Annotated in this window: 28 protein-coding genes; 15 read left to right on the top strand and 13 right to left on the bottom strand. The window is 62.6% G+C overall.

The genetic code is table 11. The features are described from left to right. The first annotated feature begins 20 nt into the window (after positions 1-20). The 4 genes from K3728_03810 to K3728_03825 are packed head-to-tail and all read left to right on the top strand — an operon-like array spanning position 21 to position 3,670. Entirely contained in the window at positions 21-1,004 is a 984-nt protein-coding gene (locus K3728_03810; protein ID UWQ96376.1) for an iron ABC transporter permease, read from the top strand. Then, positions 1,001-1,999, top strand: coding sequence for an iron ABC transporter permease (locus tag K3728_03815; protein ID UWQ96377.1), 999 nt, complete (start codon positions 1,001-1,003; stop codon positions 1,997-1,999). Before K3728_03810 ends, K3728_03815 begins: the two co-directional genes overlap by 4 nt. Next, complete coding sequence (locus K3728_03820; GenBank protein UWQ96378.1) at positions 1,992-2,831, top strand: ABC transporter ATP-binding protein; 840 nt, start codon at positions 1,992-1,994, stop codon at positions 2,829-2,831. The genes K3728_03815 and K3728_03820 overlap by 8 nt, the downstream gene beginning before the upstream one ends. Next, positions 2,831-3,670 (top strand): siderophore-interacting protein, encoded by an 840-nt coding sequence (locus K3728_03825; protein UWQ97437.1) that lies wholly within the window; start codon positions 2,831-2,833, stop codon positions 3,668-3,670. The genes K3728_03820 and K3728_03825 overlap by 1 nt, the downstream gene beginning before the upstream one ends. Positions 3,671-3,679: 9 nt before the next feature. Here the strand turns inward: K3728_03825 and K3728_03830 are convergent, their stop codons facing one another. Genes K3728_03830 through K3728_03845 form a run of 4 tightly spaced genes read right to left on the bottom strand, consistent with a single transcriptional unit; the run spans position 3,680 to position 7,276 of the window. Further along, entirely contained in the window at positions 3,680-4,441 is a 762-nt protein-coding gene (locus tag K3728_03830; protein UWQ96379.1) for an ATP-binding cassette domain-containing protein, read from the bottom strand. Then, a complete protein-coding gene (locus K3728_03835) occupies positions 4,438-5,382 on the bottom strand; it encodes an iron chelate uptake ABC transporter family permease subunit (GenBank protein ID UWQ96380.1) in 945 nt (314 codons plus the stop codon). Before K3728_03835 ends, K3728_03830 begins: the two co-directional genes overlap by 4 nt. Further along, on the bottom strand, positions 5,375-6,379 hold the full coding sequence (locus tag K3728_03840) for an iron chelate uptake ABC transporter family permease subunit (GenBank protein ID UWQ96381.1): 1,005 nt from the start codon (positions 6,377-6,379) through the stop codon (positions 5,375-5,377). Before K3728_03840 ends, K3728_03835 begins: the two co-directional genes overlap by 8 nt. Further along, the gene (locus K3728_03845) at positions 6,380-7,276 is read right to left on the bottom strand and encodes a siderophore ABC transporter substrate-binding protein (protein ID UWQ96382.1); all 897 of its coding nucleotides are present in this window, start codon (positions 7,274-7,276) and stop codon (positions 6,380-6,382) included. Positions 7,277-7,406: 130 nt separating this feature from the next. Here K3728_03845 and K3728_03850 point away from each other — a divergent pair, with 130 nt between their 5' ends. Continuing rightward, complete coding sequence (locus K3728_03850) at positions 7,407-7,703, top strand: DUF2218 domain-containing protein (GenBank protein UWQ96383.1); 297 nt, start codon at positions 7,407-7,409, stop codon at positions 7,701-7,703. Here the strand turns inward: K3728_03850 and K3728_03855 are convergent. From K3728_03855 to K3728_03880, 6 genes are read right to left on the bottom strand one after another with little or no spacing between them, the layout of a single operon-like run. Continuing rightward, positions 7,700-8,716, bottom strand: coding sequence for a TonB family protein (locus K3728_03855; protein ID UWQ96384.1), 1,017 nt, complete (start codon positions 8,714-8,716; stop codon positions 7,700-7,702). The two genes, K3728_03850 and K3728_03855, sit on opposite strands and share 4 nt — an antisense overlap. Beyond that, positions 8,713-9,087 (bottom strand): biopolymer transporter ExbD, encoded by a 375-nt coding sequence (locus K3728_03860; protein UWQ96385.1) that lies wholly within the window; start codon positions 9,085-9,087, stop codon positions 8,713-8,715. Before K3728_03860 ends, K3728_03855 begins: the two co-directional genes overlap by 4 nt. 4 nt (positions 9,088-9,091) lie before the next feature. Beyond that, complete coding sequence (locus K3728_03865) at positions 9,092-9,430, bottom strand: biopolymer transporter ExbD (GenBank protein ID UWQ97438.1); 339 nt, start codon at positions 9,428-9,430, stop codon at positions 9,092-9,094. Positions 9,431-9,461: 31 nt separating this feature from the next. Then, positions 9,462-10,148, bottom strand: a complete 687-nt coding sequence (locus tag K3728_03870) for a MotA/TolQ/ExbB proton channel family protein (protein UWQ96386.1) — start codon at positions 10,146-10,148, stop codon at positions 9,462-9,464. After that, a complete protein-coding gene (locus tag K3728_03875; protein UWQ96387.1) occupies positions 10,145-10,579 on the bottom strand; it encodes a hypothetical protein in 435 nt (144 codons plus the stop codon). The genes K3728_03870 and K3728_03875 overlap by 4 nt, the downstream gene beginning before the upstream one ends. After that, positions 10,579-12,639, bottom strand: a complete 2,061-nt coding sequence (locus K3728_03880; GenBank protein ID UWQ96388.1) for a TonB-dependent receptor — start codon at positions 12,637-12,639, stop codon at positions 10,579-10,581. The genes K3728_03875 and K3728_03880 overlap by 1 nt, the downstream gene beginning before the upstream one ends. Positions 12,640-12,895: 256 nt before the next feature. Here K3728_03880 and K3728_03885 point away from each other — a divergent pair, with 256 nt between their 5' ends. From K3728_03885 to K3728_03905, 5 genes are read left to right on the top strand one after another with little or no spacing between them, the layout of a single operon-like run. Further along, positions 12,896-13,951, top strand: coding sequence for a hemin-degrading factor (locus K3728_03885; GenBank protein ID UWQ96389.1), 1,056 nt, complete (start codon positions 12,896-12,898; stop codon positions 13,949-13,951). Next, positions 13,948-14,838 (top strand): hemin ABC transporter substrate-binding protein, encoded by an 891-nt coding sequence (locus tag K3728_03890; GenBank protein UWQ96390.1) that lies wholly within the window; start codon positions 13,948-13,950, stop codon positions 14,836-14,838. The genes K3728_03885 and K3728_03890 overlap by 4 nt, the downstream gene beginning before the upstream one ends. 4 nt (positions 14,839-14,842) lie before the next feature. Continuing rightward, positions 14,843-15,916 carry an iron ABC transporter permease gene (locus tag K3728_03895; GenBank protein ID UWQ96391.1) on the top strand — a complete coding sequence of 358 codons (1,074 nt, stop codon included), beginning with the start codon at positions 14,843-14,845 and terminating at the stop codon, positions 15,914-15,916. Between the two features lie 7 nt (positions 15,917-15,923). Next, on the top strand, positions 15,924-16,709 hold the full coding sequence (locus K3728_03900; GenBank protein UWQ96392.1) for a heme ABC transporter ATP-binding protein: 786 nt from the start codon (positions 15,924-15,926) through the stop codon (positions 16,707-16,709). Between the two features lie 18 nt (positions 16,710-16,727). Next, positions 16,728-17,054, top strand: coding sequence for an antibiotic biosynthesis monooxygenase (locus tag K3728_03905; protein UWQ96393.1), 327 nt, complete (start codon positions 16,728-16,730; stop codon positions 17,052-17,054). Here the strand turns inward: K3728_03905 and K3728_03910 are convergent. From K3728_03910 to K3728_03920, 3 genes are all read right to left on the bottom strand, one after another. Next, entirely contained in the window at positions 17,051-17,512 is a 462-nt protein-coding gene (locus K3728_03910; protein ID UWQ96394.1) for a hypothetical protein, read from the bottom strand. The genes K3728_03905 and K3728_03910 overlap by 4 nt on opposite strands. Then, entirely contained in the window at positions 17,509-18,042 is a 534-nt protein-coding gene (locus K3728_03915) for a hypothetical protein (protein UWQ96395.1), read from the bottom strand. The genes K3728_03910 and K3728_03915 overlap by 4 nt, the downstream gene beginning before the upstream one ends. A 284-nt stretch (positions 18,043-18,326) precedes the next feature. Further along, positions 18,327-19,547: an acyl-CoA dehydrogenase gene (locus K3728_03920; GenBank protein ID UWQ97439.1), complete on the bottom strand. Its 1,221-nt coding sequence runs from the start codon at positions 19,545-19,547 to the stop codon at positions 18,327-18,329. Between the two features lie 146 nt (positions 19,548-19,693). On the opposite strand from K3728_03920, the gene K3728_03925 reads away from it, so the two are divergent. From K3728_03925 to K3728_03945, 5 genes are read left to right on the top strand one after another with little or no spacing between them, the layout of a single operon-like run. Beyond that, positions 19,694-21,988, top strand: coding sequence for a bifunctional salicylyl-CoA 5-hydroxylase/oxidoreductase (locus K3728_03925; protein ID UWQ96396.1), 2,295 nt, complete (start codon positions 19,694-19,696; stop codon positions 21,986-21,988). Next, complete coding sequence (locus K3728_03930) at positions 21,985-22,716, top strand: SDR family oxidoreductase (GenBank protein ID UWQ96397.1); 732 nt, start codon at positions 21,985-21,987, stop codon at positions 22,714-22,716. The genes K3728_03925 and K3728_03930 overlap by 4 nt, the downstream gene beginning before the upstream one ends. After that, complete coding sequence (locus tag K3728_03935; GenBank protein UWQ96398.1) at positions 22,716-23,192, top strand: MarR family transcriptional regulator; 477 nt, start codon at positions 22,716-22,718, stop codon at positions 23,190-23,192. Before K3728_03930 ends, K3728_03935 begins: the two co-directional genes overlap by 1 nt. Next, a complete protein-coding gene (locus K3728_03940) occupies positions 23,192-23,992 on the top strand; it encodes an enoyl-CoA hydratase family protein (protein ID UWQ96399.1) in 801 nt (266 codons plus the stop codon). The genes K3728_03935 and K3728_03940 overlap by 1 nt, the downstream gene beginning before the upstream one ends. Beyond that, entirely contained in the window at positions 23,992-25,128 is a 1,137-nt protein-coding gene (locus K3728_03945) for an acyl-CoA dehydrogenase family protein (protein UWQ96400.1), read from the top strand. The genes K3728_03940 and K3728_03945 overlap by 1 nt, the downstream gene beginning before the upstream one ends. The last annotated feature ends 27 nt before the right edge of the window (positions 25,129-25,155 follow it).

The raw sequence follows: 25,155 nt of genomic DNA on the forward strand, positions 1-25,155 counted from the left end.
TCAGGATTGCAAGTGCCCCCATGCGCAGCGGAAACATCACCTTGATCGCGCTTTGCCTTTGCGTGGCTGTACTGGGCCTGCATGTGGGCGTGCGGGCCTATTCCAGTGCCGAGGTCTGGCGCGCGGTAACGGGGGCAGACACCGACGCCACGGCGATCATCATCCGAGATTTGCGCGTGCCGCGTATGGTGCTCGCCGCATTGGTCGGCGGGGCTTTGGGCTTGGCGGGGCTGATGATGCAATCGCTTACCCGTAACCCCGTGGCTGAACCGGGGCTGTTGGGGGTGAACGCAGGCGCGGCCTTTGCTGTTGTCGTGTTGCTGACGACCGTGCCGGGGGCGAGCATGTGGGCAATCATGGCGGTGGCGGCAATCGGCGCGACAGCGGCGGCGGCGCTGGTCTTTGGACTTGCACTTTCAGTCGGTGCAGCGATGTCGCCGGTGCATTTATTGCTTGCGGGCGTGAGCGTGGCTGGCCTTCTGATGGCAGGTGTGCAGGTTTTGGTGATCCTGAATGAGCAGACGTTGGAGGAGCTTATCTTTTGGCTATCGGGCTCTTTCGTGGACAGGCCTTTGGCGGGGGGCTGGCTTGTGGCGGTGGGGTTGGCAGTGGGCGCAGCCCTCTGCCTTGCACAAGCCCCGGCGTTGGACGCGTTGAGGGCAGATGATGCAACGGCAGCGGCCCTTGGGGTGGACGTGGCGCGCTTGCGTTTGGGCCTATTGGCAGGGGCGGCGATGCTGGCGGGATGCTGTGTTGCGCTGGCCGGGCCGATTGCCTTCGTGGGCCTTGTGGCACCGCATCTGGCACGTTTGTCGGGGGCAAGAGGCCACGGGCAGATGATCCCCCGCACAGTGATTTTCGGCACGTTACTGGCCCTGTCGGCAGACGTCTTGGCACGGTTCCTTTTGTACCCGACAGAGGCTCCCGTCAGCGCGGTCATGGCGCTGATTGGCGTGCCCGTCTTGGTGGCGCTAATGCGCGGCACAGGGCTGAGGTTGGCATGATCTCGGCGCGGATATCCCTTCCGGCGGGTCTGGTTGCGCTGGCGGTCATTGCCGTGGCGATGGGCAGTTCCTTCATGCCATTGGACCGCGTGATCGCGGCGCTGATCGGCCAAGGCAGCCGCCCTGATACCGTGATCTTATGGAACCTGCGCCTGCCCCGTGTGGTGATGGCGATGCTGGCTGGGGCGGGTCTTGGAATTGCGGGCATGTTGCTGCAACGCGCTACCCGTAACCCGCTGGCGTCACCCGGTGTTTTGGGCATCGTTGACGGTGCAGCGGTGGGTGTCTTGGTGTTTCTATCGATGTTCTCGAACGAGGCAAACGCGCTGGTGGTCTCTATCGCGTGGCAGCCATTGGCCGCCGTCGCGGGGGCGCTGGTGTTTGCCCTTGCCGTGGCCCTTCTGGCGGCGCGTGATTTGGCCCGCCCGATGACGCTGATCCTCTACGGTATTGCGCTGGCGGCCTTGGCCAATGCGATCATTGTTTTGCTGATGATTGCGGGCCCGGTGTACCGCGCGTCGCAAGGGCTGATCTGGTTGGCGGGCTCTGTCCAAAGCGCCGAATGGCGCGAGGTCTGGATGTTGGCCGCGGCCCTTGGCGCGGCGGTCCCGACGCTGGTGGCCTTGGTGCGCCCGCTGGATCAGTTGCATCTGGACGACCTGAGCGCACGGGCCACGGGCCTGTCGGTGAACCGAGCCCGCATAGCGGCACTGATCGTGTCAGTTTTGCTGACGGCGGCGATGGTCTCGGTCGTCGGCGGGGTGGGCTTTGTGGGGTTGATCGCGCCCCATGCCGCCCGGCTTTTGTTTGGCACCGGAGCGGGCTGGCAATCGGTCGGTGCGGCGCTGATTGGCGCTTGCATGGTACTTGGCGCGGACCTGATGGTGCGGGTGTTGTTCCAACCGCTGGAGGTTCCCGCAGGGGCCGTCACCGCCCTGATCGGGGCGCCGTATTTCCTGTTTCTTCTTATGCGTCAGGGCCGTGCCCATGGCTGATCCATTGATCCACATAAAGCACGGCTCCATTCGTTATGCCGAGACCGCCGTGTTCGATGGCCTGACCATGGAGATCCCGAAGGGAGAAGTCACGGCGCTGTGCGGTCCCAACGGCTGCGGCAAGTCTACAGCGCTCAAGGCCATGCGCGGTGTGTTACCGATGTCCGCCGGAGAGGTGGTGTTGGATGCCATGCCCCTTGGCCAATGGAACGCCAAGGCCTTGGCGCGGACGGTGGCGATGTTGGGGCAGACGCCCTCTGCGCCCGAGGAAATGCGCGTGCGTGATTTGGTGGCTCTGGGCCGCTATGCCCACCGCAAACCCTTTGCCGGGCTAGGAGCCGAGGATTACGCCGCGATTGACGCCGCGATTCTGGAGACGAACCTGAGGCTTCTGGCCGACACGCCACTGGCCAATCTGTCCGGGGGGCAGGCTCAACGGGCTTGGCTGGCGATGGTTCTGGCACAACAATCGCCGATCATCTTCTTGGATGAGCCGACAAACCACCTAGATATTTCCCATGCGCTTTCGACCCTTTCCCTTGTTCGGCAGATGGCCCGGACCCACGGCAAAACCGTGGTGATCGTTCTTCACGACCTGAACATGGCTGCGACCGTTGCCGACCGGATCGTTTTGTTCAAATCCGGCCGGATCATTGCCGAAGGTCCGGTACGCGAGGTGTTGACGGCAGAAACGATTGAAACGGTCTTCGATATTCGATGCGCCATGCTGACCCGACCCGACAGTGATCTGCCGCTGGTCGTACCCTTGGCTGAAACGGCCAACACCGAAACATTGGGGCCGATGGCCCTCCCGCCTGAAAGGACGCTATGATGCCAAACGATATGACACCGCCCAAACCCACCGCCGCCAAACGCGCCACCTGTGTGTTGGAAGTCCTTGCCGCCCGGCGCGTGACGCCCAACATGATCCGCGTCACCCTGACGGGCCCTGAGATGGCCGCGATCCCGGCTAGTACAGCGGGCGGTCATTGCAAGATCATGTTGCCCGCCGAGGGCCAAGACGCCGCTGGCCTTGCGCGCCAGATGGCAGAAGGGCCAAAGCCCACGATGCGCACCTACACCATCCGCCACGCTCGGCCCGAGGTATGTGAGATCGACATTGATTTCGTGGCCCACGGCGATAACGGCCCGGCGTCTGCATGGGCGGCGCGGGCGAAGCCGGGCGATTTCATGGGCTTTGCGGGTCCGGGTGCCCCCAAGTTGACGGATCACGATGCCGATTACTACCTGATTGCCGCCGACATGTCGGCCCTTCCCGTCGCCGCCGCAGGGCTGGAGCAGCTTCCCCGTGACGCCCAAGGCATCGCGATTTTTGAAGTTCTCAGCGAAGCGGACCGCCAGCCGATTGATGCCCCCGCAGGGATCGAGCAGCATTGGCTGATCCACGATAACCCCGAGGTGGAATCGACCTTGGCCACCGACATGATCGAAGGGCTGGACCTGCCTGAGGGCCGGATCAAAACCCTTGTGGCGGGCGAAACCGGCGTGATCCGCAGGTTGCGGATGCATCTGCGCGGTGACCGTGCGCTGCCCCGAGGCGATGTCTATGCCTCGGGCTATTGGCGGATTGGCTTGGCGGAAGACGCACACCAAAAGGTGAAAAACATCGAGGCCGCCGATGATGAGGCCAAGCTGGCAGCGGCAAGCTAAGCTACGCGCTTAGGTCAGAACGGCGATGCGCCCGTCATCCAGCGGGCGCACGCTGATTGGCGTATCATAAAGAGCGCTGAGGGGGGCATCGGCCAAGACCTCCTGCGCCGGTCCTTGAGCGAATAAGGCCCCGTCTTTCAGGGCCACCACATGATCGGCCCATTGGGCAGCGATTTGCAGATCATGGAGCACGATCACCACAGCACGGGTATCGGGACCGGGCCGCGAGAGTTGGTGCAGGCGGGACATGATGCCCTTGCTAATGCGTGGATCAAGGGCGCTAAGGGGCTCATCCAACAATAGATACGGCGTGCCCTGTGCCCATGCCATCGCAATGTATGCTCTTTGGCGTTGCCCGCCTGACAGAGCGTCCAGTTGCGCGGTCTCGATCTCCGTCAACTCAAATTGGGCAATCGCTGCCTCCACCAGTGCGTGATCTTGCGCCGTTGGCCGCCCGCGATGGTGGGGCCAGCGTCCGAAAGCCACCAGATCACGCACGGAAAGCCGGGGGATTTGCGGCTGCGACTGAGTCAGGATCGCCAGCCGCTTGGCGCGTTCAGAGGCGGGCAGGGCGTGGATATCAGCCCCGCCAAGGCGCACTTGGCCGCTGTCAGGCTGCAAAAGCGCAGCAACGGAGTGGAGCAGGGTCGATTTGCCGGCACCGTTTGGGCCAATGATCGCCGTCACACCGGTATCGGGCAGGGTGGTGGTGATGTCCTTGAGTACCGGCTTGCCGGTGAGGCTCAGGGATAGGGTCTGCACGTCGATCATGTCGTGCGCCTCCTCAGGATCAAGATAAGGAACAACAGGCCGCCAAGGAACTCGATCAGCACAGCGAGGGTGGAGGTCATGGAAAGGACTCTCTCGAAGATGAATTGCCCCGCCACCAGAATGATTGCGCCGATCAGGCCCGAGGCCGGGATCAGAAGCGCGTGGCGTTGGGTGCCGATGATCGCATGGGCAAGGCTGGCGGCCAGAAGGCCCAGGAAGGTAATCGGGCCGACAAGGGCGGTGGACACCGCCACAAGGGCTGCCACGAGCGCCAGCACGGCCAGGACAAAACGGTCATATCCCAAGCCAAGGGACCGCGCCGTGTCGCGCCCCAAGGCGGCCACGTCCAACCGAGAGGCAAGGGCCATAGCGCAGGCGATGGCCGCCCCAAGAAGCAGTGCCGCGACCAGAAGTTGGTCGCCTTCGACCGACCCGAAGGAGGCGAAGCTGGCCTGCTGCACGATGGCAAATTCCGACGGATCAAGGATGCGCTGCATGAACCCCGCAAGGCCGCGCAGAAGGATGCCGAAGATCACGCCCGTCAGCACGATCCGCACCAGATCGGAAGCACCTTTGTGCAGGATGATCCCAAAAAGCGCGACGGCGGCAAAGACCAGCACGAACGCCTCGGTCAGGAAGGTGGCGAAGGGTGGCAAGGTGACATAGCCGACGCCCCCAAGGGTGAAGACGAGGGCGGTTTGCAGAAACACGAAAAGGGCGTCAAAACCGACGATCCCCGGCGTCAGCAGCCGGGTTTGCGCCACGGTCTGAAACAGGGTGGTTGCAACGCCCGTGGCCGCGCCAACGAGGATCAGGGCCGCCAGTTTTTCCGTTCGGAGCGACAGAATGAAACTGACCGGGGCGCGCAGGTTCCAGCATAGGAAAAGTACGCTCATCACCGTCAGTAGCAGGGCAAGGGGGAGGAGCCGGGACTTAGCCATTTTGCGGTCCCTTCCGATCTCCATCCAGCTGCGGCTTGCGCCGATCTCCATCCAGCTGCGGCTTGCGCCGCGGGGGCGCATAGAGCAGCCAAAGGAACACCGCCGCGCCGAAGACGGCGAAGATCGTGGCGGCGGGGATCTCGTATGGGTAGCGCACGACGCGGCCCAGAATGTCCGAGGCCAGCACAAGCGCCGCCCCGGTCAACGCCACCACCCAAAGGTTCGCGCGGATGTTATCGCCGCGCCAACGCGAGATCAGGTTGGGCACGATCAGCCCCACAAACGGCATGGAACCCACTGTCACCACAACCACGGCCACCGTGATCGCCACGATCACCAACCCCAACATTTGCGTCTGAAAGTAGTTGAGGCCGAGCGAGCGGGCGTAATCCTCGCCCAAGCCCAGAATCGTGATCCGATCGGCGACCAAGAAAAGCACGCCAGACAGGGCAGCGATGATCCACAACAGCTCATACCGGCCCTGCATGACGCCCGAGAAATCGCCCAACATAGCGATGCCTACGAATTGCAAAAGATCGGCGTTCCAAGCGAACCACAGGCCGATTGCGCCAAGGATGCCGCCGTAAATAATGCCCACCAAGGGCAGCAGCATCGGGTCATGACGCGGTACAAAACGCGATAGGGCAAGGAAGCCAAACGTGCCCGCCAAGGCGCTGGCCGCGGCGATGGTCATCTTGCCGAAAATGGCGGTGCCCGGTGCGATCAAGGTCACGGCCAGCAGGCCCAAGGTTGCGGCCTCGGGCGTGCCGGTCAGGCCGGGTTCTACCAGCCGGTTCTGCACGCTTTGCTGCATGATGACCCCCGCCAAGGCCAGCCCCGCCCCGGTCAGCAGGGCGGCGGCGGTTCGGGGGAAACGGCTGACCGCGATCAGCCAAGCGGCGTCAAAATCGCCAGACCAAAGGCTGGCTGCGCCGATAGAGAGGCTCGTCACCACAAGGGCCGCAAGGGCCAGAATGATGCCGAGCCTCAGCGCCATTTAGTCAGCGAAGCCTGCGATGATTTCGTCCATCGTCAGCATCATCGACTGTACGCCGCCGCCCGCCAGATAGAGCGGCGCAGAGCTGAGGTAGATGATATGGCCGTTTTGCGCGGCCGTGGTGCTGGCGACCAGCGGGTTGTCGAGGGTCGCGGCGGCGGCCTCTCCGTCCTGCCCAATGGCGGCGGCGCGGTCGATCACAAGGATCCAGTCGGGGTTCACCTCGGCGATGAACTCGAACGACACAGCTTCGCCGTGGGTTTCCTCCGTGAGGTCGGGGTAGGCTTCGGGCAGGTTCAGGGCCGAATGCAGCCAGCCAAAGCGGCTGTCGTCGCCGTAGGCCGACACGTTGCCGCCGTTGGTCAACAGGATCAGGGCCTCGCCTTGGCCCTCAACGGCGGCCACTGCATCGGCCAAGCGGGCGTCCAACGCGGCGGAAAGTTCAGCGGCCATGGCCTCTTGCTCAAAAATCGCGCCGTAAGCGGCGATGCGGTCTTGGGCTTGGGCGATCATATCTTCGCCCCAAATGGTCATGTCGATGGCTGGTGCGATCTCGGACAGTGACTCGACCTGAGTGGAGGAACGGCCACCGGCGATAATCAGATCAGGGCCAAGGACGGCCAGCGCCTCAAAGTCCGGCTCAAACAGGCTGCCCGCAGGCTGCGCGGCTTCAAACACGTCAGACAGGTAGGGCAGTGGCGGCATCGCGGGCACAGCGTTCACGGTGACGCCCAATGCGCTGATCGTGTCGATGGCAGCGGCGTCCAGAACGGCGATTGTTTCGGGGCCGGAAGCGACGGTCACGTCGCCGGTGGCGGTCGCGATGGTCAGGTCTTCGGCTTGGGCTGCGGTGGCCAGAAGAAGGCAAGCAAGAGTGGTGGGGATACGCGTAGCCATGTCAGGTCCTCTCAAGGGCTGAGTTCGGGGGGGAGGGGTGGCGGCGGCTACCATTTCGCGAAGGGGTAGACGATGGCGGCAGGGCAGTGCAACCTAATGTTGAGTGTAATAGTCAGATAAGGGGTGAGCCATGGCGACGCAGATCGGTACTTTCCCAACAGCGCACGCAAGCCGTTACTTGCAACAACTGTGCAAACACTTCGGCCACAAGGTTGAGGTGTTCTACGATGAGAAGACAGGACGCGCAGCGCTTCCGCCGGGGCCGGCCCGGATGTGGGCGGACGACGACATGCTGCGGGTGGAGGTCACGGCAGAGACCGACGAAGGGTTAAAGACCGCGCGCTATGTCATTGATAGTCATCTGGAAACCTTCGCCTTCCGCGAGAAGTTCAAGGTCATGGATTGGGCGGTAGCGGAGGGGCTTTAACGCCCCCCAAAGTTGATCGAGAAGCTGGTTTGCGCCCCCGCTGGTGGGGCCGGAAACGGGGCTGCGCGTTGGACGATGGACAGGCCCGCCTGATCCAATTCAGCGTTGCCCGAGGATCGCGCGACTGAGAGGCCCGCCAAACCGCCATTGCCGCTGATGCGGAAGGAAATCACCACATCTGCCCCATTGTGGCGGACCCGAGGGCGTCCGGCACGGGAGATTCGGCGTAGTACTTGGCCCGGATAATTGGCCACGGCTGCCCCGTTACCCGCCTGCGGTGCCGGTTGCGCGGCGGGGGCCGTGGCGGTTGCGGTGGCGCTTTCGGTTCCTGTCGTACTGCCGCGCGTTGCGTTTGCGGCGGCGTTGCCTGTGGCAGCAGGCGGCTGAGGGCGGGCCCTGGCGACTTGGGGCTGAGGCTCGGGCCGGGGCGGCGGAGCCAAGTCTTCGGGCCGGGTGCGCGGGCGCGGGCTGCTGAGCGGTGTCAGCGCCGCTTCATCCTCGGCCACCATCACATCCTCTGCCGGGGCGGACTGCGTGGGTTGCGCGGGTGCGGAGCGGGCGGCGGCGGCCCTTGCTTGCGGGGTGACAGGCTGGATCGCCACCGCTGCCGTTGTAGCAGGCTGCGCTGATACGGGCACCTGCGCGGCGTATTCCGGTGCCTCATGGGCCTGCGGCGTGGCGGGGGCTGTGGCCTCAACCGGGGTTGGCTCAACCGGGGTCGGCTCGGCCCTGTCCGCGTCTGGTTCCTCGGTCAATTCTGTCTCTGGCGTGTCGTCTGGCGGAGCCGGGCTGGTGTGGTCTTCCACCTCGACCGGGTCCACGACTTCGGGGCGGTCACTACCGGGCATCCCTGCGACCATATCGGCAAACGAGGCTCCAAGGCGGGCCGGGGCCGGGTCACCGCCGCCCTCAAGCTCGACCGTCTCAGGCGTGAAATAGCCTGCAATCGCCAGATGAGTGCCGCCCGACAGGGCAGCGGCGGCGATCAGGCCAATGTATTTAGCGCCCTTCATTCCATACCTCTTTCGGTCACGATCCAAACTTCCTGTGCCCCCGCATCGCGCAATTGTCGCGAGATGGTGACCAGCTCAGCGGCGGGAAGGGCGCGGTCTGGCACAAGGCGGGGTGTGGGGGTGTCGGCGATGATCTCGGCCAATGTTACGGGTTGGCCACGTAGCTCTAACGTGCCGTCGGGCAGGATCACGGTGGCATCAGGCGGGGCGCGGCCTTCCAGCGTGGCGGTATCCACCAGCGCCACGCGCGGGTCCAATGGCGGCGCAACGGAGCCTGCGATCAGGAAGAAGATCAGCATCAGGAAGACCACGTTGATCAGGGCGATCGTGGGTTCTTTGACTTGGCGGGACGGGGCGCGGCGCAGGGACATGGGGCTAGTCCAACACGGTGAGGGAAAGGGCGGAAAGCGGGGCGAGCGCAACCAGCAGGTCAACAAGACGTTGAGAGGTTACATCGTCAGTGGCGCTGACCAGAAGCGTGGTCGCGTCCGGATGTTGCGCGGTGATCTCGGCCGGAAGGGCAGGCAAGGACAGAGAGGTGCCGTTGAGCGACAAGGTCTCGGCCCCGAGCTGCAAGAATAGGGGGGGCGTGTCGGCGGGGGCCGCCACGCCGCCACCCGCCGCCGAGAGTTGGATCTCGGAAAAGCGGGTGAAGGTCGAAGTCAGCATGAAGAACAGCAAAAGCAGGAAGATGACATCAATCAGGGATGTCATCGACAAGGCACGGCGGCGATATGTGGCGGACCTAACCGGCATGGGGCGCGAAGTCGGGCGCGGTGGCGCGTTGTGCCCCGACGGGCGTTTCCACGGGGCAGAAGGCACGGGCGATCAAGCTATCGGCCAAGGCACGTTCCGCCTGCATCCGGGTCTCGAACCACGTTAGGATAAGCGAGGTTGGCATCGCCACGGCCAGCCCGGCGGCGGTGGTCATCAGCGCCACCCAAATGCCGCCGGCAAGGATCGACGGGTCCACGGCATCGCCCGCGCTTTGCAAGGCTTGGAAGGCGTCGATCATCCCCAGAACGGTGCCGAACAGCCCCAGAAGTGGCGCAACTTGGGCGATGCTATCGAGCAGGCGGAAGCCTTTTTCCAACCGGTCAAGGCGTTCTGCGGCCTCAACCTCGATCCGGGGGCGGAAGCCGTCGTGGTCATGCAGGGCCGCCAATTGGTCCATCAGACGGGTGAACAGCGGTGCAAGATGGCTGCGGCTTTCGCCCGCCAGTAGCAGCGCCGCGTCCCGGTCGCCTCGATCAAGGGCCGCGCCCGCTCGGATCAGGCGAGCATGACGCCCGACGCCTGCGTGCAGGAACTGGCCCAGTTTGAACACGACAACGGCCAGGGAAATCAAAGACATCGCGAGCAGTAGGGCAACGACGGGCCCGCCAAGGGCAACGAGCCCGCCGATATTGGACAAAGCAATCTCCAGCGTCATCCAATCACCTCCACACCATCTACCCGGCTGACGGGGGACAACGCGCCTTCGCAACGCGCGGGGTCAAGCCCGTCGCCTGCGCAGGTATCCACGCCATTGAAGAGAACCCGGCCTAGGGCGTCACATGACAGGCCGGGCATATCAAATTCGCGCACACGGGGTCGCGCGGTGGGCAAAGCCCCCATATCAAACAGGGTCAGACGATCGACGCCGCCCTCAGTGGTGAACAGAACCGTTTCAAACACGATCTGTTCGATATCCGCATCCATGTTGTTTTGCGCCATGAAGGTCAGCCGACATGCACCGTCCAGCGGCACAATGCGGTTCAGCTCGACGATAAGCGCGGCAGGCGCGTCCTGCGCCGCAGCCCCCAGAGGGAGGGCTGCAACAAGGGCGGCACCAAGCAGTTTGGTGATACCAGATCCAAGCATCAGAAGTTCCACACACGAGCAACCGAGAGGCGGCCCGTCATGCCGCGCCCGTTGTCACCGTCAAGCGCGTTGACGTAGGTGCGGTCAAACACGTTGTCGATGCCGAAGCGGAATTCCAGCCCCTCCAGCGCGCCCTCTTGGGGGGCATAGCTGGCGAACAGATCATGGGTGGCATAGCCGCCGTAGAAGTTGTCCGAGGTCACGCCCATGGATGTGGTATCGGCATAGTCGATGTCGGCGTAGGCGTTCATCGTCCAGCCGTATTCCACCCCGATATCCGCGTGGCGGCGGCCCAAGGTGACCGAGAAGGTGTCTTGGGGAAGCTGGCTCCAGACCTCATCATCGGTCAGGTTGCGGCCTTCGATCATGGAGAGGGACATGTTGCTGAACCACATGTCCGAGACATAGGCGGCTTCCAGTTCCACCCCGTAGATTTCGGCCTCGGCGATGTTGCGGTTATAGGGCGTTCCGCCTGTGCTATCACGCTCGATCAGGTTTTCGACGTAGGAGTAATACGCCGTGACGCGGGCGTCGAATGCGTCGTTGGCGTTCAACAATCCGGCACGGGAGTAGGTGAAGCCCAATTCCACCGACCGCGCCGTTTCGGGCAAAAGGTCAGTGGCGGCAGTTTCGCCGTCGGATTCGTCGTAGGAATACAACTCATCCAGGTTGGGGGCCCGTTCCGTCTGCGAGAGAGAGCCGAACATCCCCCATTCATCCGAGATGTCGTAGGTGAAGGCCACCTTTGGCGACACGGACAGGATTTCCACAGTTTCGCGGCTGTCTGCCGTGGCGGCGGCATCGTCGGCACCGGGTTCGTTGATCGCATATTCCAGACGCAAGCCGGGAACCAATGTCAGGCCATTGCTGAAATCCATCTCGGCTTGGGCGAAGGCGGCAATGCGCGTGGCGGTACCTTCAGGGTGGAAGTCGATGAAGGTAGAGGTTTCTGCCTCGGCTACCCGGTTCTGACGCGAGATCGTGGTGCCGTAGATCAAGGTCGTATCAATGTTACCCCAAGTCACGTCCGTGGTCACGCGGGCGTCGAGCGATAGGGTGTCATAGCCGTAGGTGGAATCCTCGAACAAGACGCTGGGAGTTGTTGAGGTTGCGTTTTCCTGCGTGATGTCCGCGTCGGAATAGGTCAACGTCATCTCTAGATCGCCAAACTCTTCGGCTGAGTTGTAGATCGCCGAGAAAGTCTGGTCACGCGTGTGCCGATCCACATTTCCGAACCCGTCCGAGCCGGTTTGCGAGTAAGACGTGTTGTCCAGGTCGCTGTCCCAAGCCTCGTAAATGAAGCGGAGGGAGCGGTTGCCGTCAAAGCTGTAAGTCGCGCTGATAAGGCCCGAGGTGGCATCGAAGGCAGAGCCTTCAATCGCATTGCCATCCCCGTCCACGTAATCGGCGGCCTCACGGTAGTTGAGGTTTGCGAAGACTTGCCAGTCGCCGCCCACTTGGGTGGCGTAGCGCAGGGCGACGTTGCCACCTTCGCCGTTGGTTTCGCCGCCCACAGAGAAGCGGAATTGGCTGGTTTGTCCGTCGGTCAGGTAGTCCGAGGCATCGCAGGTCTCGAACCGGACAACGCCGCCGATGGCGCCGGAGCCATAGAGCGTGGCCGAAGCAGGCCCGCGCAGAACCTCGATATTGCAGAAGAGGTTCGGGTCCGAGAAGAACGAGCCCATGCGGTATTGTTCGTAATATTGCGTCGCGCCGTCTTGTAGCACGACAACACGGCCTTCATCGCCTGCGGGTACTTCGCCCCAGCCGCGAATGTTAAAGGTCTGACCCAGAACGCGGTCTGACCCGATGGCCTGCACGCCTGGTACGCCATCAAAGAACTCGCCGATGGTGGTGGCTTGTTGGCGCTCAATCTCTTCCTGGTCGATTACGGTGACGGCCTGCGGCGTGTCGAGGGCAACCTGATCGGTGCCCCATCCCAAAATGATTCGTCCCAGCGGTGTCGTTTCTTGTGCGTGTCCCGGTGCGGCCAAAACGGTCAATGCTGCGGCCATTGCCGTAGACGTCCCCGGACGCACGTGTCCCATGCGGTATGACATCCATACCCCCTCGTGTTTTGCTGTTGTTGATTAGGGTGCTTGCCGGATGGTCCAGCTGGCAGATCGTGGGGGTATGCACGGAAATTTCACCCGTGCTGGCCTGCGATGCTTGCGGTCCCTAAAGTATCTGACTAAAAGCGTCAACAATAGCAATCGGGCCAGCGGGCCTGCGTTGCAAAAGTGCCAGCTCGGAGCCTCTGTTACAGGGGTCGCGCAAGCCCTCTCCCCTTACACACGAACGGAACGAGGCGCAGACATGGGCGCAGATACCCCTATTCAAGCCGACGCGATTCGCGCGGCGATCACCGACAACCCCAAGACCCGCGCCCGCGATTTGGCCGATAAACTTGGCGTGCCAGAAGGTGCCTTGGTTGCCGCACAGGTGGGCTTCGGCGCGGTGCCACTGGTCGCGGACCCCACACAGTTGATCCCGGCGATCTGCACCTTGGGAGAGGTCATGGCCCTGACCCGCAATGAGAGCGCGGTGCACGAAAAGGTCGGCATCTACGAGAATTTCCGGGCCGGCGAGCACGCCTCTAGTGTTATTGCTGCCGACATCGACCTGCGCATCTTCTCGCGCCATTGGGTTCATGCCTTCGCGGTCGAGAAGGAAGTAGACGGCACGATCCGCCGATCTATCCAAGTCTTCGACGCGGCCGGCGATGCGGTTCACAAGGTGTTCCTGCGGGAGAAGTCCAACATTGCGATGTGGAACCTGATGCTGCGCGATCTGGAGGGCCCCGAGGCCGAACCGATCTTTGAAGATCGCGCCCCGGTGGAGGCGGCCAAAGGCGATGCCGAGAAGGTAGATACCCTGCGGCAGGAGTGGGATCGGATGACCGATACGCACCAGTTCATGCGGCTGACCTCGAAGCTGAAGATGAACCGTCTGGGGGCTTACCGCATGGTGGGGGAGCCCTATGTCGTGGCGCTTGATCCATCGGCAGTGAACCATGCGCTTCAGGCAATGTCCGAGGGGTCGCTGTCGGTGATGGTCTTTGTGGGCAACAAGGGATGTATCCAGATCCACTCGGGCCCGATCAACAAATTGGTGCCGATGGGCCCGTGGCAAAACGTGATGGACCCCGGTTTCAACCTGCACTTGCGGGCCGATCATGTGGCCGAGGTCTGGCTAGTTACCAAGCCCACCAAACGCGGCCCGGCGATTTCAATCGAGGCATTTGACGCGCGCGGCATGTTGATCCTGCAATGCTTCCCCCTGCGCAACAAAGATGGCGAAGATCACGTGGCGGCGTTCAGTGCGCTAACAGATACCTTGCCGCGCCTTGGTCAGGCGGAGGAGGTGGCATGAGCCTTGGACCCCGTCTATCCGCCCGCCGTCTGACACCGGGCGGCCTTGCAATGATCATGGCGGCTGGCCTCTTTGCCGCCTTCCTTGCTGGCCCCGCACGGGCGCAAGACGATGCACCGCGTGTTCTGTCCGTTGGCGGTTCGATCACCGAGATCATCTATGCGCTTGATATGGCGCATCTTCTGGTTGCCCGCGACACGACCTCTAGCTGGCCCGCCGAGGTCGAGGCGCTGCCCGATGTGGGCTACATGCGCGCTCTGTCCCCTGAGGGCGTTCTGTCGGTACGGCCTGATCTTATCATTGCTGAAGAAGGCTCTGGCCCGCCGGAAACGATCGAGGTGCTGGCCGATGCGGAGATCACCTTTGTCACCGTTCCCGAAAGTTTCGATGCGGCAGGCGTACGGACAAAGATCCTGACAGTGGCTGAGGCTTTGGGCGTGCCGGAAGAAGGCATCGCGCTGGCCGATCAGATCGACGCGGAACTGGCCGCCGTCACTCAAGACATCAGTGGCGACGCCCCCCGCGTGATGTTCATCCTGTCGATGCAGGGCGGGCGCGTGATGGCGTCGGGCGCTGGCACGGCGGCGTCGGGGATCATCGCCATGGCTGGCGGAGAAAACGCTGTGACCGCCTTTGAAGGCTACCGCCCCCTGACGGATGAGGCGGTTCTGGCGGCAGCCCCCGATGTGATCTTGATGATGGATCGCGGCGGAGATCACGGTGCCGATGCCGAAGGCGTCTTCGCCCATCCCGCCCTTGGCCTGACACCCGCTGCGGACACTGGCAGCTTGGTACAGATCGACGGCTTGCTTCTGCTTGGCTTTGGCCCGCGCACGCCTGAGGCGGTCCACCTTTTGGCGGCCGCCCTTGGCACCAACGGAGAATAGCGCCTTGGCCGAATTATCCCAGAGCCTCCCGTTGCCCCTTGCGGGCGACCGGGAAGCCCGCGCCCGTGCGTGCAGTTTTTTGCTGTTGGCTTTGCTGGCAGTCGTCAGTCTGACGAGCCTGACCACGGGCGCATCGGGTATTTCGCTGGTGGAAGTTTTCGGCACATGGACGCGGGGCGAAAGCCTAGACCGGGTGACACGCACGGTTTTGTTCGACATTCGCATGCCGCGCTTGATTATGGGCATCCTTGTGGGCGCGGCCTTGGCCGTGTCTGGCGCTGTCATGCAGGGGTTGTTCCGCAACCCTTTGGCTGATCCCGGCCTGGTGGGGGTTGGCGCGGGGGCAGGGCTCGGCGCGATTGTCGCCATTGTTCTGGGCGGCTTCCTGCCCGTGGCGATACAGGCGGCGGTAGGTTTCTACCTTGTGCCCTTCGCGGCGTTCTTTGGGGGCTGGCTCAGCACGATCATGCTTTATGTAGTGGCCACCAACCGAGGCAAAACATCGGTCGCGGTGATGCTTTTGGCGGGCATCGCCTTGGGGGCTCTGACCGGGGCCGTGTCGGGCATTCTGGTTTATATGGCAGACGATCAACAGCTACGGGATTTGACGTTCTGGGGTTTGGGATCACTGGCGGGGGCCACTTGGGTGAAGCTGATCGTAGCGGCCCCATTGATTGTCACAGCCCTTGCAGCGGCTCCGTTCCTGGCGCGCAGCCTTAACGGCTTGGCATTGGGAGAGGCCGCCGCCGCCCATATCGGCATCCCGGTGCAGAGGATGAAATCCATCGCGATCCTGACCGTTGCCGCCGCCGTGGGCGCGGCTGTAGCCGTGTCGGGCGGCATCGGGTTCATTGGCATCGTGGTGCCGCATTTGCTGCGTATCGCCGTGGGGCCGGATCATCGATTCCTTCTGCCCAATGCGGCGCTCTTGGGGGCCTCTCTTCTGATCGTGGCGGATATGATCTCTCGGACCATCATTGCGCCCGCGGAACTGCCTATCGGGATCGTCACCGCCGTGATCGGCGGGCCGTTCTTCTTGTGGATTTTGCTGCGAAATCGTTCACTTCTGGACCTGTGAGGCCCCCATGCTGACTGCGGAAAACATCGAAGTGACCCTTGGGTCGAGCCACGTGTTGCACGGCGTCGATATGGTCGCGCAACCGGGGCAGGTGACGGCTATTGTCGGCCACAACGGATCGGGAAAAACCACGCTTCTGCGCGCCATGACGCAGGAGGTCCCTTACCGGGGCAAAGTGCGTTTGGACGGGGCAGATATCGCCGCGATCAAGCCGTGGGAACTGGCGACGCGCCGGGCCGTTCTTCCGCAAGCCTCGCGCATCGCGTTTCCGTTCACCGTGTTGGAGGTTGTGCGCCTGGGCCTTTTGGCCGGCCGCGATGGGGCCGACAAAACTCTGCCGCAGAGGGCCTTGGCCCATGTCGGTCTGGCCGGTTTTGAAGGGCGGTTTTACCAAGAGCTGTCGGGCGGAGAGCAGCAGCGCGTGCAATTGGCCCGCGTCTTGTCTCAGGTATGGGAGCCGACCCAGAACGGTAAGGCCCGTTGGCTTTTATTGGATGAGCCTGTTTCCAGCCTTGATATCGGACACCAGCTTGAGGTGATGGAAATCGCCCGCGATTATGCCCGTGGCGGCGGCGGGGTGATCGCCGTCATGCACGACCTGAACCTAACCGCGATGTTTGCTGACCATATGGTGCTTCTATCGGGGGGGCGATGCCTTGCAGCGGGGGCACCGGCACAGGTTATGACGGATGTGACCCTTAGCAAGGCCTACGGCTGCGCGCTACAGGTCAACACACGGCCCGCCGCCGATGCGACGTTTATTCTGCCCCACCTTGCGCAACGCGCGGGCTGACATCAAAGGACACGACTTATGTATATCGCGATGAACCGCTTTACGGTGAGAACGGCAAACGCGCAGGCGTTTGAAGACCTTTGGCTGGGGCGTGAAAGCCGTTTGCCGGGGTTGGATGGCTTTGTGGAGTTTCACATGCTCAAAGGGCCAGTAGAAGATGACGACACGGTGCTATATGCCTCCCACACGGTGTGGCGGGATGTGGATGCCTTCAAGGCCTGGACGAAAAGCATGGCCTTCCGCGACGCCCACAAGGGGGCCCGCCAGACGGCAAAATTGCACGAAGGAAGCCCCACGTTTGAAGGCTTCGAGACGATCCAGCACATCGCGGCCCCGGTGTCTTAACCCACCGATTGCAGTTTCGGACGGGGCAGGGGTTTGGGCGTGCCTATGGGGTCCAGCCGGGCGGCCAGGGACAGGCCACTGCGCACGATGGCGGCTTCGACGCGGCCGCCGGTCAGGCGTGCGATCAGATCACGGGCGCGCGGGGTTTCCTCGCGGCCCATGGCGGTCAGAAGCGCGAGCAACACCCGTTCATCTTGGGTCAGCAGCTTTCGCGCCTCTAGGTCCATCGGGTCCGCGAAGATCAGCGGCACGGGGCGGCTGTTAAGGACGGCCCCCAAAAAGCTTTGCACATGGTTGGCGATCGCAAGGCCCCGAGGCTCTCCCCATGTGCCGACGGCAGCGGCCAGCGCGTGGCGCCAACCAAGGGTTTCGGGCGATAGATAGGCGTTCAGAAAGTTGCGCATGACTGGCAACAAGGCGCGGCTGGTGGGGTCCAGCGTATCGACGGAATCGCTCATGCCGACCGCCTTTCTGTCCCAAAGAAGGCGTCGCCATAGCGGCCTCCATCCAGCGCCGTAGCCGGGCTTGGAAGCGTCAGGGCCACTTGCGACAGGGCGGCGATTGCCTCGGCCGTGTCATTGCCTTCGCAGAGCATCATCATTTCGGTCTGCACGATCCCCTCGTGACCGCGCCGAAGGGCGGCGAGACTGCGCATCAGGCGGCGTTCGTGTTCGGTGAGGATGGTCGAGCAGCCTAGACACACCGGAGAATTGAAATGAAACGTGGAGCGTCGGGCATAGCGCATCGCCCGCAGCGCGTTCAGCAGGCGGCCCGCAAGAAGCATCCCGTGGGCTTCCCCGTAGTGGAACTGAGCCCGCTCGAAGCAGCCGATCCACGCATGGCTTTGGGGAATTGCAAAGCTTTGCAGGTAGTAGCGCGTCAATCCGAGCATGGTGATTTCATGGGCATCAAAGCCCGCGTCGGAAACCAGTGTTTCTTTGGCGTCTGGGCGTCGCCCGCAGCAGCTGTCTTTGGTGGGGCGGGTCATGGGCGCCGCGCCTTGAGCATGTGTGTCATGTGAAGCCGTCCTTAAGGAGCATAAAGGTTGCGCGTCACCGGGCTCGACAGGGCGTCTGACTGGGCTTTTCAATATCTGACAAAATTAGTCGGATAAGGCAAGTGGAGAAAATGAACCCTCTCGCCCGAGGCGGTTATGGACAGTTGAGAGGGGGTGAAAAACAAACGCCCACTTGCGATAGGCAAGGGGCGTTGTCGGGGAAGATGCATGGGACCCGAGGCGCATTTCAGCGGCCCCGGCCCCCGCGGATGGCGTTAGGCGAAGGCCTGCAAACCGGTGATGCCGCGGCCCATGATGAGGGCGTGGACGTCGTGGGTGCCCTCGTAAGTGTTAACGGCCTCAAGGTTCATCACGTGGCGGATGACGCCGTATTCGTCGCTGACGCCATTGCCGCCGTGCATGTCGCGGGCCTCCCGCGCAATGGTTAACGCTTTGCCGCAATTGTTACGCTTCATCAGGCTGATCAGCTCGGCGGGCGCGGTGTGATCGTCGAACATCCGGCCCAGTTGCAGGGCCCCTTGCAGGCCCAGGGCGATCTCGGCCTGCATGTCGGCCAGCTTCTTCTGGATCAGCTGCGTTTGCGCCAGTGGGCGGCCAAACTGCTTGCGGTCCATGGTGTAGCTGCGGGCGGCGTGGAAGCAGGCCTCGGCCGCGCCCATGGCGCCCCAGGCGATGCCGAAGCGCGCCCGGTTCAGGCAGCCGAAGGGACCAGCCAAGCCACTGACTTCAGGCAGTAAATTATCCTCGGGGACAAAGACTTCGTCCATCTGGATCATGCCCGTAATCGAGGCGCGGAGCGAGAATTTCCCCTCGATCTTCGGGGCGTTCAGACCCTTCATTCCCTTCTCAAGAATGAAGCCTTTGATCTTGCCGTCATGGGCGTCGGACTTGGCCCAGATGATGAAGACATCGGCGATGGGGGAGTTGGTGATCCAGTTCTTCGCGCCGGAAAGGCTGTAGCCGCCGTCCACCGCTTTGGCGCGGGTGACCATCGACCCCGGGTCCGATCCGTGGTCCGGTTCGGTTAACCCGAAACAGCCGACCATGCGGCCCGAGGCCAGCTCTGGCAGGAATTTCTGGCGCTGCGCCTCGGTCCCATAGGCGAAGATCGGGTGCATCACCAGCGAGCTTTGCACCGACATGGCCGAGCGATAGCCGCTGTCGATCCGCTCCACCTCGCGAGCGACCAAACCGTAGGAGACGTAGTTGGCGCCAATGCCGCCGTATTCCTCGGGGATGGTCGCGCCCAGAAGGCCCATGTCGCCCATCTCGGTCATGATATCGCGGTCAAATGTCTCGTGGCGGTTAGCCATGACGACGCGCGATCCCAACGCTTCCTGGCAATAGGCATGGGCGCTGTCGCGGATCATCCGCTCCTCCTCCGTCAGCTGGTTTTCCAGCAGAAACGGGTCGTCCCAAACCAAGCTCGCAGGCTTGGCCCGGGCGGATTGGGGGGTGGTGGCGGCGGATGTCATGGTGCTCAAGGGAGGTCTCCATCGGCTTCAATTTCAGAAATGGGTAGAAGGCGGCTGAATTTATTTCAAGCATAAAATATTTTTACTTGAAATACAGGTTTGCGATCCGTAGCGTTGCTGTACCGGAACAGAAAAGTGGGTCGAACATGCGTATTGCTTGTCTTGGGGGTGGTCCTGCTGGCCTCTACTTTGGGATTTCGATGAAACGTCGCAATCCTCAGGCCGAAGTCGTTGTGTTCGAGCGTAACCGCGCGGACGATACCTTTGGGTGGGGCGTGGTCTTGTCCGACGAAACTCTTGATAATCTTGCCAAGAACGACGCCGAAAGCGCCGCGATTATCCGCGAGAACTTCGCCTATTGGGATGATGTGGCGCTGCATCATCAGGGCCAAAAACTGGTGTCCAGCGGCCATGGTTTCTGCGGTATCGGCCGCAAGAAGCTGCTGTTGATCCTACAGGCGCGGGCACGGGAATTGGGCGTTGATCTGCGGTTCGAGACCGAGGTTGGCGCGGCGTCTGATTACAAGGACGACTTTGACGTTGTGGTGGCTTGCGACGGGCTCAATTCCAAGACCCGGATGGAGTTTGCCGAGACCTTCCAACCCGACATCGACACCCGCAAGTGTCAGTTCGTCTGGCTTGGAACGCACCAGCGTTTCGACGATGCGTTTACCTTTATTTTCGAAGATACCGACAAGGGCTGGGTCTGGGCGCACGCGTATCAATTTGACGATGAGACAGCGACTTTCATCGTGGAATGCAGCCAGAAAACCTTTGATGCTTACGGCTTTGGCGAGATGAGCCAGCAAGAGAGCATTGCCGTGTGCGAGGCGATCTTCAAAGACCACCTTGGTGGCCACGGGCTGATGACCAACGCCAACCATATCCGCGGTTCTGCGTGGATTCAGTTCCCCCGTGTGCTTTGCGAAAAGTGGAGCCACGAAAATGTGGTGCTTTTGGGCGATGCTTCGGCCACGGCGCATTTTTCGATCGGGTCGGGAACGAAGCTGGCGTTGGAAAGTGCCATTGCGCTGGCCGAAGATATTGCCACAAAACCGACGCTGGCAGAGGCCTTCGCCAACTACGAGGACGAGCGGCGGTTGGAGGTCTTGCGTCTGCAATCGGCGGCGCGAAACTCGGTGGAATGGTTCGAGGATGTGGAGCGGTATCTGCACCTTGATCCGGTGCAACTGAATTACTCCATGCTGACCCGCTCGCAACGCATCAGCCACGAAAACCTGCGAGAGAGAGACCCGAAGTGGCTTGCCGGGGCGGAGGCGTGGTTCATGGAGCAAGCCGGGGGAGAGGCCACAACTCCCGCCCGCGCCCCGATGTTTGCGCCATTTACCTTGCGCGATATGAAGCTGAAGAACCGCATCGTGGTGTCCCCGATGGCGCAATACAAGGCTGTGGATGGCGCGCCGACCGATTGGCATTTGATCCATTACGGCGAGCGCGCCAAAGGCGGCGCAGGGCTGGTCTATACCGAGATGACATGCGTTTCCGCCGATGGGCGGATCACGCCCGGTTGCCCCGGTCTGTATGCCCCCGAGCATGAGGCCGCATGGGCGCGGCTGACCGCCTTTGTCCACGCTGAGACGGAAGCGAAGATTTGCTGCCAGATCGGCCATGCGGGGCGGAAGGGCTCGACCCGTGTCGGATGGGAAGGGATGGACAAGCCGCTGGCGGAGGGCAACTGGCCGCTTTTGTCGGCCTCCGATATCCCTTGGTCCGATGAAAACGCGACGCCGCAGGCGATGGACCGGGCGCAGATGGACGCGGTGAAGACGGCCTTCGTGGCAAGCGCCGAGATGGCGGATCGCGCGGGCTTTGACATGATCGAATTGCACGCGGCCCACGGCTATCTGATCTCGTCGTTCATCTCTCCGCTGTCCAACACGCGCACCGACAACTACGGCGGCAGCCTAGAGAACCGGATGCGCTACCCGTTGGAAGTTTTCGCCGCCATGCGGGCCGTTTGGCCGCCAGAAAAGCCCATGTCGGTGCGGATTTCGGCCAGCGATTGGGCCGGGGACGACGGTGTCACTGCCGAGGACGCCGTGAAGATCGCAGCGATGTTTGAAGCCCAAGGCGCGGATATCATCGATGTGTCGGCGGGCCAGACCTCGACCGAAGCAGAGCCTGTCTATGGCCGCATGTTCCAAACGCCTTTCTCGGACCGGATCAGGAACGAGGCGGGGATCAAGACAATGGCCGTGGGCAATATCTTCGAGGCCGATCACGTGAACTCGATCCTTATGGCGGGGCGGGCCGATCTGGTGTGCCTTGCGCGGCCGCATCTGGCCGATCCCTATTGGACGCTACATGCGGCGACGGCCCTTGGGGACCGACAAGAAAGCTGGCCCCAGCCCTATGATGCGGGACGCGATCAGGCGTGGCGTCTGGCCGACCGGGCCGCAGAAATGGTGGGTAAGGTATGAAGCATGTCGTAATCACGGGCGGCGGCACGGGTGTTGGCGCCCAAACCGCACAGCGCTTCGCGGCGGCGGGCTATGCCGTGACGATCATGGGGCGTAGCGAGGCACCGTTGCAGGCGCAGGGCTTGTCGTATCAGCTGTGCGATGTGACCGACGTGGATCAGGTGCACGCCGCGTTTGAGGCGGCCCGCGCCGAGCATGGGCCGGTGTCCATCGTCATTGCGAACGCGGGCGCGGCGACCTCGAAGCCATTTGCCAAGATGAGTGCGGCGGATTTGACCGGCATGTTGGATGTGAACCTGACCGGGGTTTTCAACGTCTGGCAAGCGGCTTTGGCGGATATGAAGGCCGCAGGGGCAGGGCGGATGATCGCCATCGCCTCCACCGCTGGATTGAAAGGTTACCCGTATGTGTCGGGCTATTGCGCGGCGAAGCACGGGGTTGTTGGGCTAACGCGGGCGCTGTCGTTGGAACTGGCGAAAACCGGGATCACCGTGAACGCGATTTGCCCCGGCTTCATTGAAACGCCGCTGCTGGAACGCTCGGTCGAGAACATCGTCGCCACCACAGGGATGAGCGCGGAAGACGCGGTGAAATCATTGACAAAGGGCAACCCTCAGGCGCGGTTGATCCAGCCCGAGGAAGTGGCGGAAACGGCGCTTTGGCTCTGCTCGGACGCGGCGCGGTCAGTCAACGGACATACGTTAAGCCTGTCGGGAGGTGAAATCTGATGCAAACCAAACCGGTAGAGGTCCTTGCCCCGCCCTCAAAGGAACGCCTGCGCCTTTGGCTCCGCCTGCTGAAAACCAGCCGCGCGATTGAAACCACCCTGCGCGAGAAGCTGCGTGAGGAATTTGCCACCACCCTGCCGCGTTTCGATGTGATGGCCGCGCTGTCGCGTTATGAAGACGGCCTGAAGATGAGCCAGCTTTCCGGCGTGTTGCGCGTGTCCAACGGCAACGTCACCGGCATTGTGGACCGTTTGGCCGAGGATGGCTTGCTGGTGCGCGTGCCCGTACCCGGTGACCGCCGCGCCTCGGTCGTGCGATTGACCAAGCGCGGCGTCGAAGAATTCGCCCGCCAGGCCGCCGCCCACGAGGCGTGGATCGATTCTATGCTTGGTGGGTTTGCCGCCGAAGAAGCCGCCGAAATCGGCGCGCGGCTGGAAACTCTGGAAGCAAAGCTACAGTCAGAAGGGGATGCCTGATGCGCAGTGACGTCACTCACTTCAAATGCGAGATTGCCGACCGCATCGCCACCATTGCGCTGGATCGGCCCGAGCGGAAGAACCCGCTGACCTTCGACAGCTACGCCGAGATGCGCGATTGGTTCCGTGATCTGCATTACTCGGACGACGTAGATGCGGTGGTTTTTGCCTCCAACGGCGGCAACTTCAGCTCGGGCGGTGATGTGCATGACATCATCGGGCCGCTCACCAAGATGTCGATGAAAGAACTGCTGGCCTTTACCCGGATGACGGGCGATCTGGTCAAGGCGATCGTGAACTGCGGCAAGCCGATGATTGCCGCGATTGATGGGATTTGCGTGGGCGCAGGCGCGATTATCGCCATGGCCGCTGACCTGCGGATCGCCACGCCCGAGGCCAAGACAGCCTTCCTTTTCACCCGGGTGGGCCTTGCGGGTTGTGACATGGGGGCCTGTGCGATCCTGCCCCGGATCATCGGGCAAGGCCGCGCGGCAGAGCTGCTTTACACCGGCCGCGCCATGACCGCCGAGGAAGGCCATGCCTGGGGGTTCCACAACAAGCTGGTCCCCGCCGACACGCTGGACGCCGAGGCGCAGTCGATGGCCGCCCGCATCGCAGCGGGGCCGAACTTTGGGCACATGATGACCAAGACCATGCTGGCGCAGGAATGGTCGATGTCGATTGAGCAAGCGATCGAGGCCGAGGCGCAGGCGCAGGCCATCTGCATGCAGACGGCGGATTTTGAACGCGCCTACACCGCCTTTGTCGCCAAAGAAAACCCCCTGTTCGAGGGCAACTGATGGCGGATAAAACATTCCTTCACTGGCCATTTTTTGAGGACACGCACCGCGATTGGGCCGCACAGGTCGAGGCTGTGGCCGAGGGCTTGCAGGTGGATCACGCTGATACCGATGCCGCCTGCCGCAATCTGGTGGCGGATTTAGGCGAGGCGGGCATTTTGCAGGCAACGGGCAACCCCGATGGCCCGCTGGACGTACGCCGTCTTTGCTTGGCGAGAGAGACTTTGGCGCGCCACGATGGTTTGGCCGATTTCGCCTTTGCGATGCAGGGGCTTGGGACTGGTGCGATTTCGCTGTTTGGCAGCGATGCACAGAAGGCCGAATGGCTACCGCTGACGCGGGCGGGCAAGGCGATATCGGCTTTTGCGCTGACCGAACCTCAATCCGGGTCAGACGTGGCGAACTCTACCATGACGGCCACGCGCGATGGCGATGCTTACTTGTTGAACGGGCAGAAAACCTGGATCAGCAACGGCGGCATCGCCGATGTCTACACGGTCTTTGCGCGCACCGGCGACGCGCCCGGCGCACGGGGCCTGTCGGCTTTTGTGGTGCCCGCAGAGACGCCCGGCCTGACCATTGCCGAGCGGCTCGACACCATTGCGCCGCACCCACTGGCGACGCTGGATTTCACCGACTGCCGTATCCCCGCAAGCGCCCTGATCGGCGAAAGTGGGGCGGGGTTCAAGATCGCCATGTCGGTGCTGGATGTCTTCCGCTCCACCGTGGCGGCCGCCGCTTTGGGCTTTGCGCGCCGCGCTTTGGACGAGGCGGTGGCCCGTGTGAACGCGCGCCATGTGCAGGGTGCGCCGCTTAGCGATTTGCAGATGGTGCAGGGGCATATCGCGGATATGGCCGTGGATATCGACGCCTCGGCGCTGCTGATCTACCGGGCCGCCTGGACTAAGGACAGCGGCGCACCGCGCATCACCCGCGAAGCGGCAATGGCCAAGCTATTTGCCACCGATCACGCGCAAAATGTCATCGACAAAGCGGTGCAACTGCACGGCGGCGATGGTGTCAGATCGGGTCAGGCGGTTGAGAAACTATACCGAGAAATCAGGGCATTACGCATCTATGAGGGCGCATCAGACGTCCAGCGTATCATCATCGCCCGACAAACATTGGGTCAATAAGAACCCGCCAACAGGGAGTGTTACGGT

The organism is Rhodobacteraceae bacterium M385 (assembly GCA_025141835.1).
In the GTDB taxonomy this organism is placed as follows: domain Bacteria; phylum Pseudomonadota; class Alphaproteobacteria; order Rhodobacterales; family Rhodobacteraceae; genus Gymnodinialimonas.

Bases quoted from the DNA above. Each gene is read 5' to 3' on its own strand.
- K3728_03810 (UWQ96376.1), top strand. From the start codon at position 21: ATGCGCAGCGGAAACATCACCTTGATCGCGCTTTGCCTTTGCGTGGCT.
- K3728_03815 (UWQ96377.1), top strand. From the start codon at position 1,001: ATGATCTCGGCGCGGATATCCCTTCCGGCGGGTCTGGTTGCGCTGGCG.
- K3728_03820 (UWQ96378.1), top strand. From the start codon at position 1,992: ATGGCTGATCCATTGATCCACATAAAGCACGGCTCCATTCGTTATGCC.
- K3728_03825 (UWQ97437.1), top strand. From the start codon at position 2,831: ATGCCAAACGATATGACACCGCCCAAACCCACCGCCGCCAAACGCGCC.
- K3728_03830 (UWQ96379.1), bottom strand. From the start codon at position 4,441: ATGATCGACGTGCAGACCCTATCCCTGAGCCTCACCGGCAAGCCGGTA.
- K3728_03835 (UWQ96380.1), bottom strand. From the start codon at position 5,382: ATGGCTAAGTCCCGGCTCCTCCCCCTTGCCCTGCTACTGACGGTGATG.
- K3728_03840 (UWQ96381.1), bottom strand. From the start codon at position 6,379: ATGGCGCTGAGGCTCGGCATCATTCTGGCCCTTGCGGCCCTTGTGGTG.
- K3728_03845 (UWQ96382.1), bottom strand. From the start codon at position 7,276: ATGGCTACGCGTATCCCCACCACTCTTGCTTGCCTTCTTCTGGCCACC.
- K3728_03850 (UWQ96383.1), top strand. From the start codon at position 7,407: ATGGCGACGCAGATCGGTACTTTCCCAACAGCGCACGCAAGCCGTTAC.
- K3728_03855 (UWQ96384.1), bottom strand. From the start codon at position 8,716: ATGAAGGGCGCTAAATACATTGGCCTGATCGCCGCCGCTGCCCTGTCG.
- K3728_03860 (UWQ96385.1), bottom strand. From the start codon at position 9,087: ATGTCCCTGCGCCGCGCCCCGTCCCGCCAAGTCAAAGAACCCACGATC.
- K3728_03865 (UWQ97438.1), bottom strand. From the start codon at position 9,430: ATGACATCCCTGATTGATGTCATCTTCCTGCTTTTGCTGTTCTTCATG.
- K3728_03870 (UWQ96386.1), bottom strand. From the start codon at position 10,148: ATGACGCTGGAGATTGCTTTGTCCAATATCGGCGGGCTCGTTGCCCTT.
- K3728_03875 (UWQ96387.1), bottom strand. From the start codon at position 10,579: ATGCTTGGATCTGGTATCACCAAACTGCTTGGTGCCGCCCTTGTTGCA.
- K3728_03880 (UWQ96388.1), bottom strand. From the start codon at position 12,639: ATGTCATACCGCATGGGACACGTGCGTCCGGGGACGTCTACGGCAATG.
- K3728_03885 (UWQ96389.1), top strand. From the start codon at position 12,896: ATGGGCGCAGATACCCCTATTCAAGCCGACGCGATTCGCGCGGCGATC.
- K3728_03890 (UWQ96390.1), top strand. From the start codon at position 13,948: ATGAGCCTTGGACCCCGTCTATCCGCCCGCCGTCTGACACCGGGCGGC.
- K3728_03900 (UWQ96392.1), top strand. From the start codon at position 15,924: ATGCTGACTGCGGAAAACATCGAAGTGACCCTTGGGTCGAGCCACGTG.
- K3728_03905 (UWQ96393.1), top strand. From the start codon at position 16,728: ATGTATATCGCGATGAACCGCTTTACGGTGAGAACGGCAAACGCGCAG.
- K3728_03910 (UWQ96394.1), bottom strand. From the start codon at position 17,512: ATGAGCGATTCCGTCGATACGCTGGACCCCACCAGCCGCGCCTTGTTG.
- K3728_03915 (UWQ96395.1), bottom strand. From the start codon at position 18,042: ATGACCCGCCCCACCAAAGACAGCTGCTGCGGGCGACGCCCAGACGCC.
- K3728_03920 (UWQ97439.1), bottom strand. From the start codon at position 19,547: ATGACATCCGCCGCCACCACCCCCCAATCCGCCCGGGCCAAGCCTGCG.
- K3728_03925 (UWQ96396.1), top strand. From the start codon at position 19,694: ATGCGTATTGCTTGTCTTGGGGGTGGTCCTGCTGGCCTCTACTTTGGG.
- K3728_03930 (UWQ96397.1), top strand. From the start codon at position 21,985: ATGAAGCATGTCGTAATCACGGGCGGCGGCACGGGTGTTGGCGCCCAA.
- K3728_03935 (UWQ96398.1), top strand. From the start codon at position 22,716: ATGCAAACCAAACCGGTAGAGGTCCTTGCCCCGCCCTCAAAGGAACGC.
- K3728_03940 (UWQ96399.1), top strand. From the start codon at position 23,192: ATGCGCAGTGACGTCACTCACTTCAAATGCGAGATTGCCGACCGCATC.
- K3728_03945 (UWQ96400.1), top strand. From the start codon at position 23,992: ATGGCGGATAAAACATTCCTTCACTGGCCATTTTTTGAGGACACGCAC.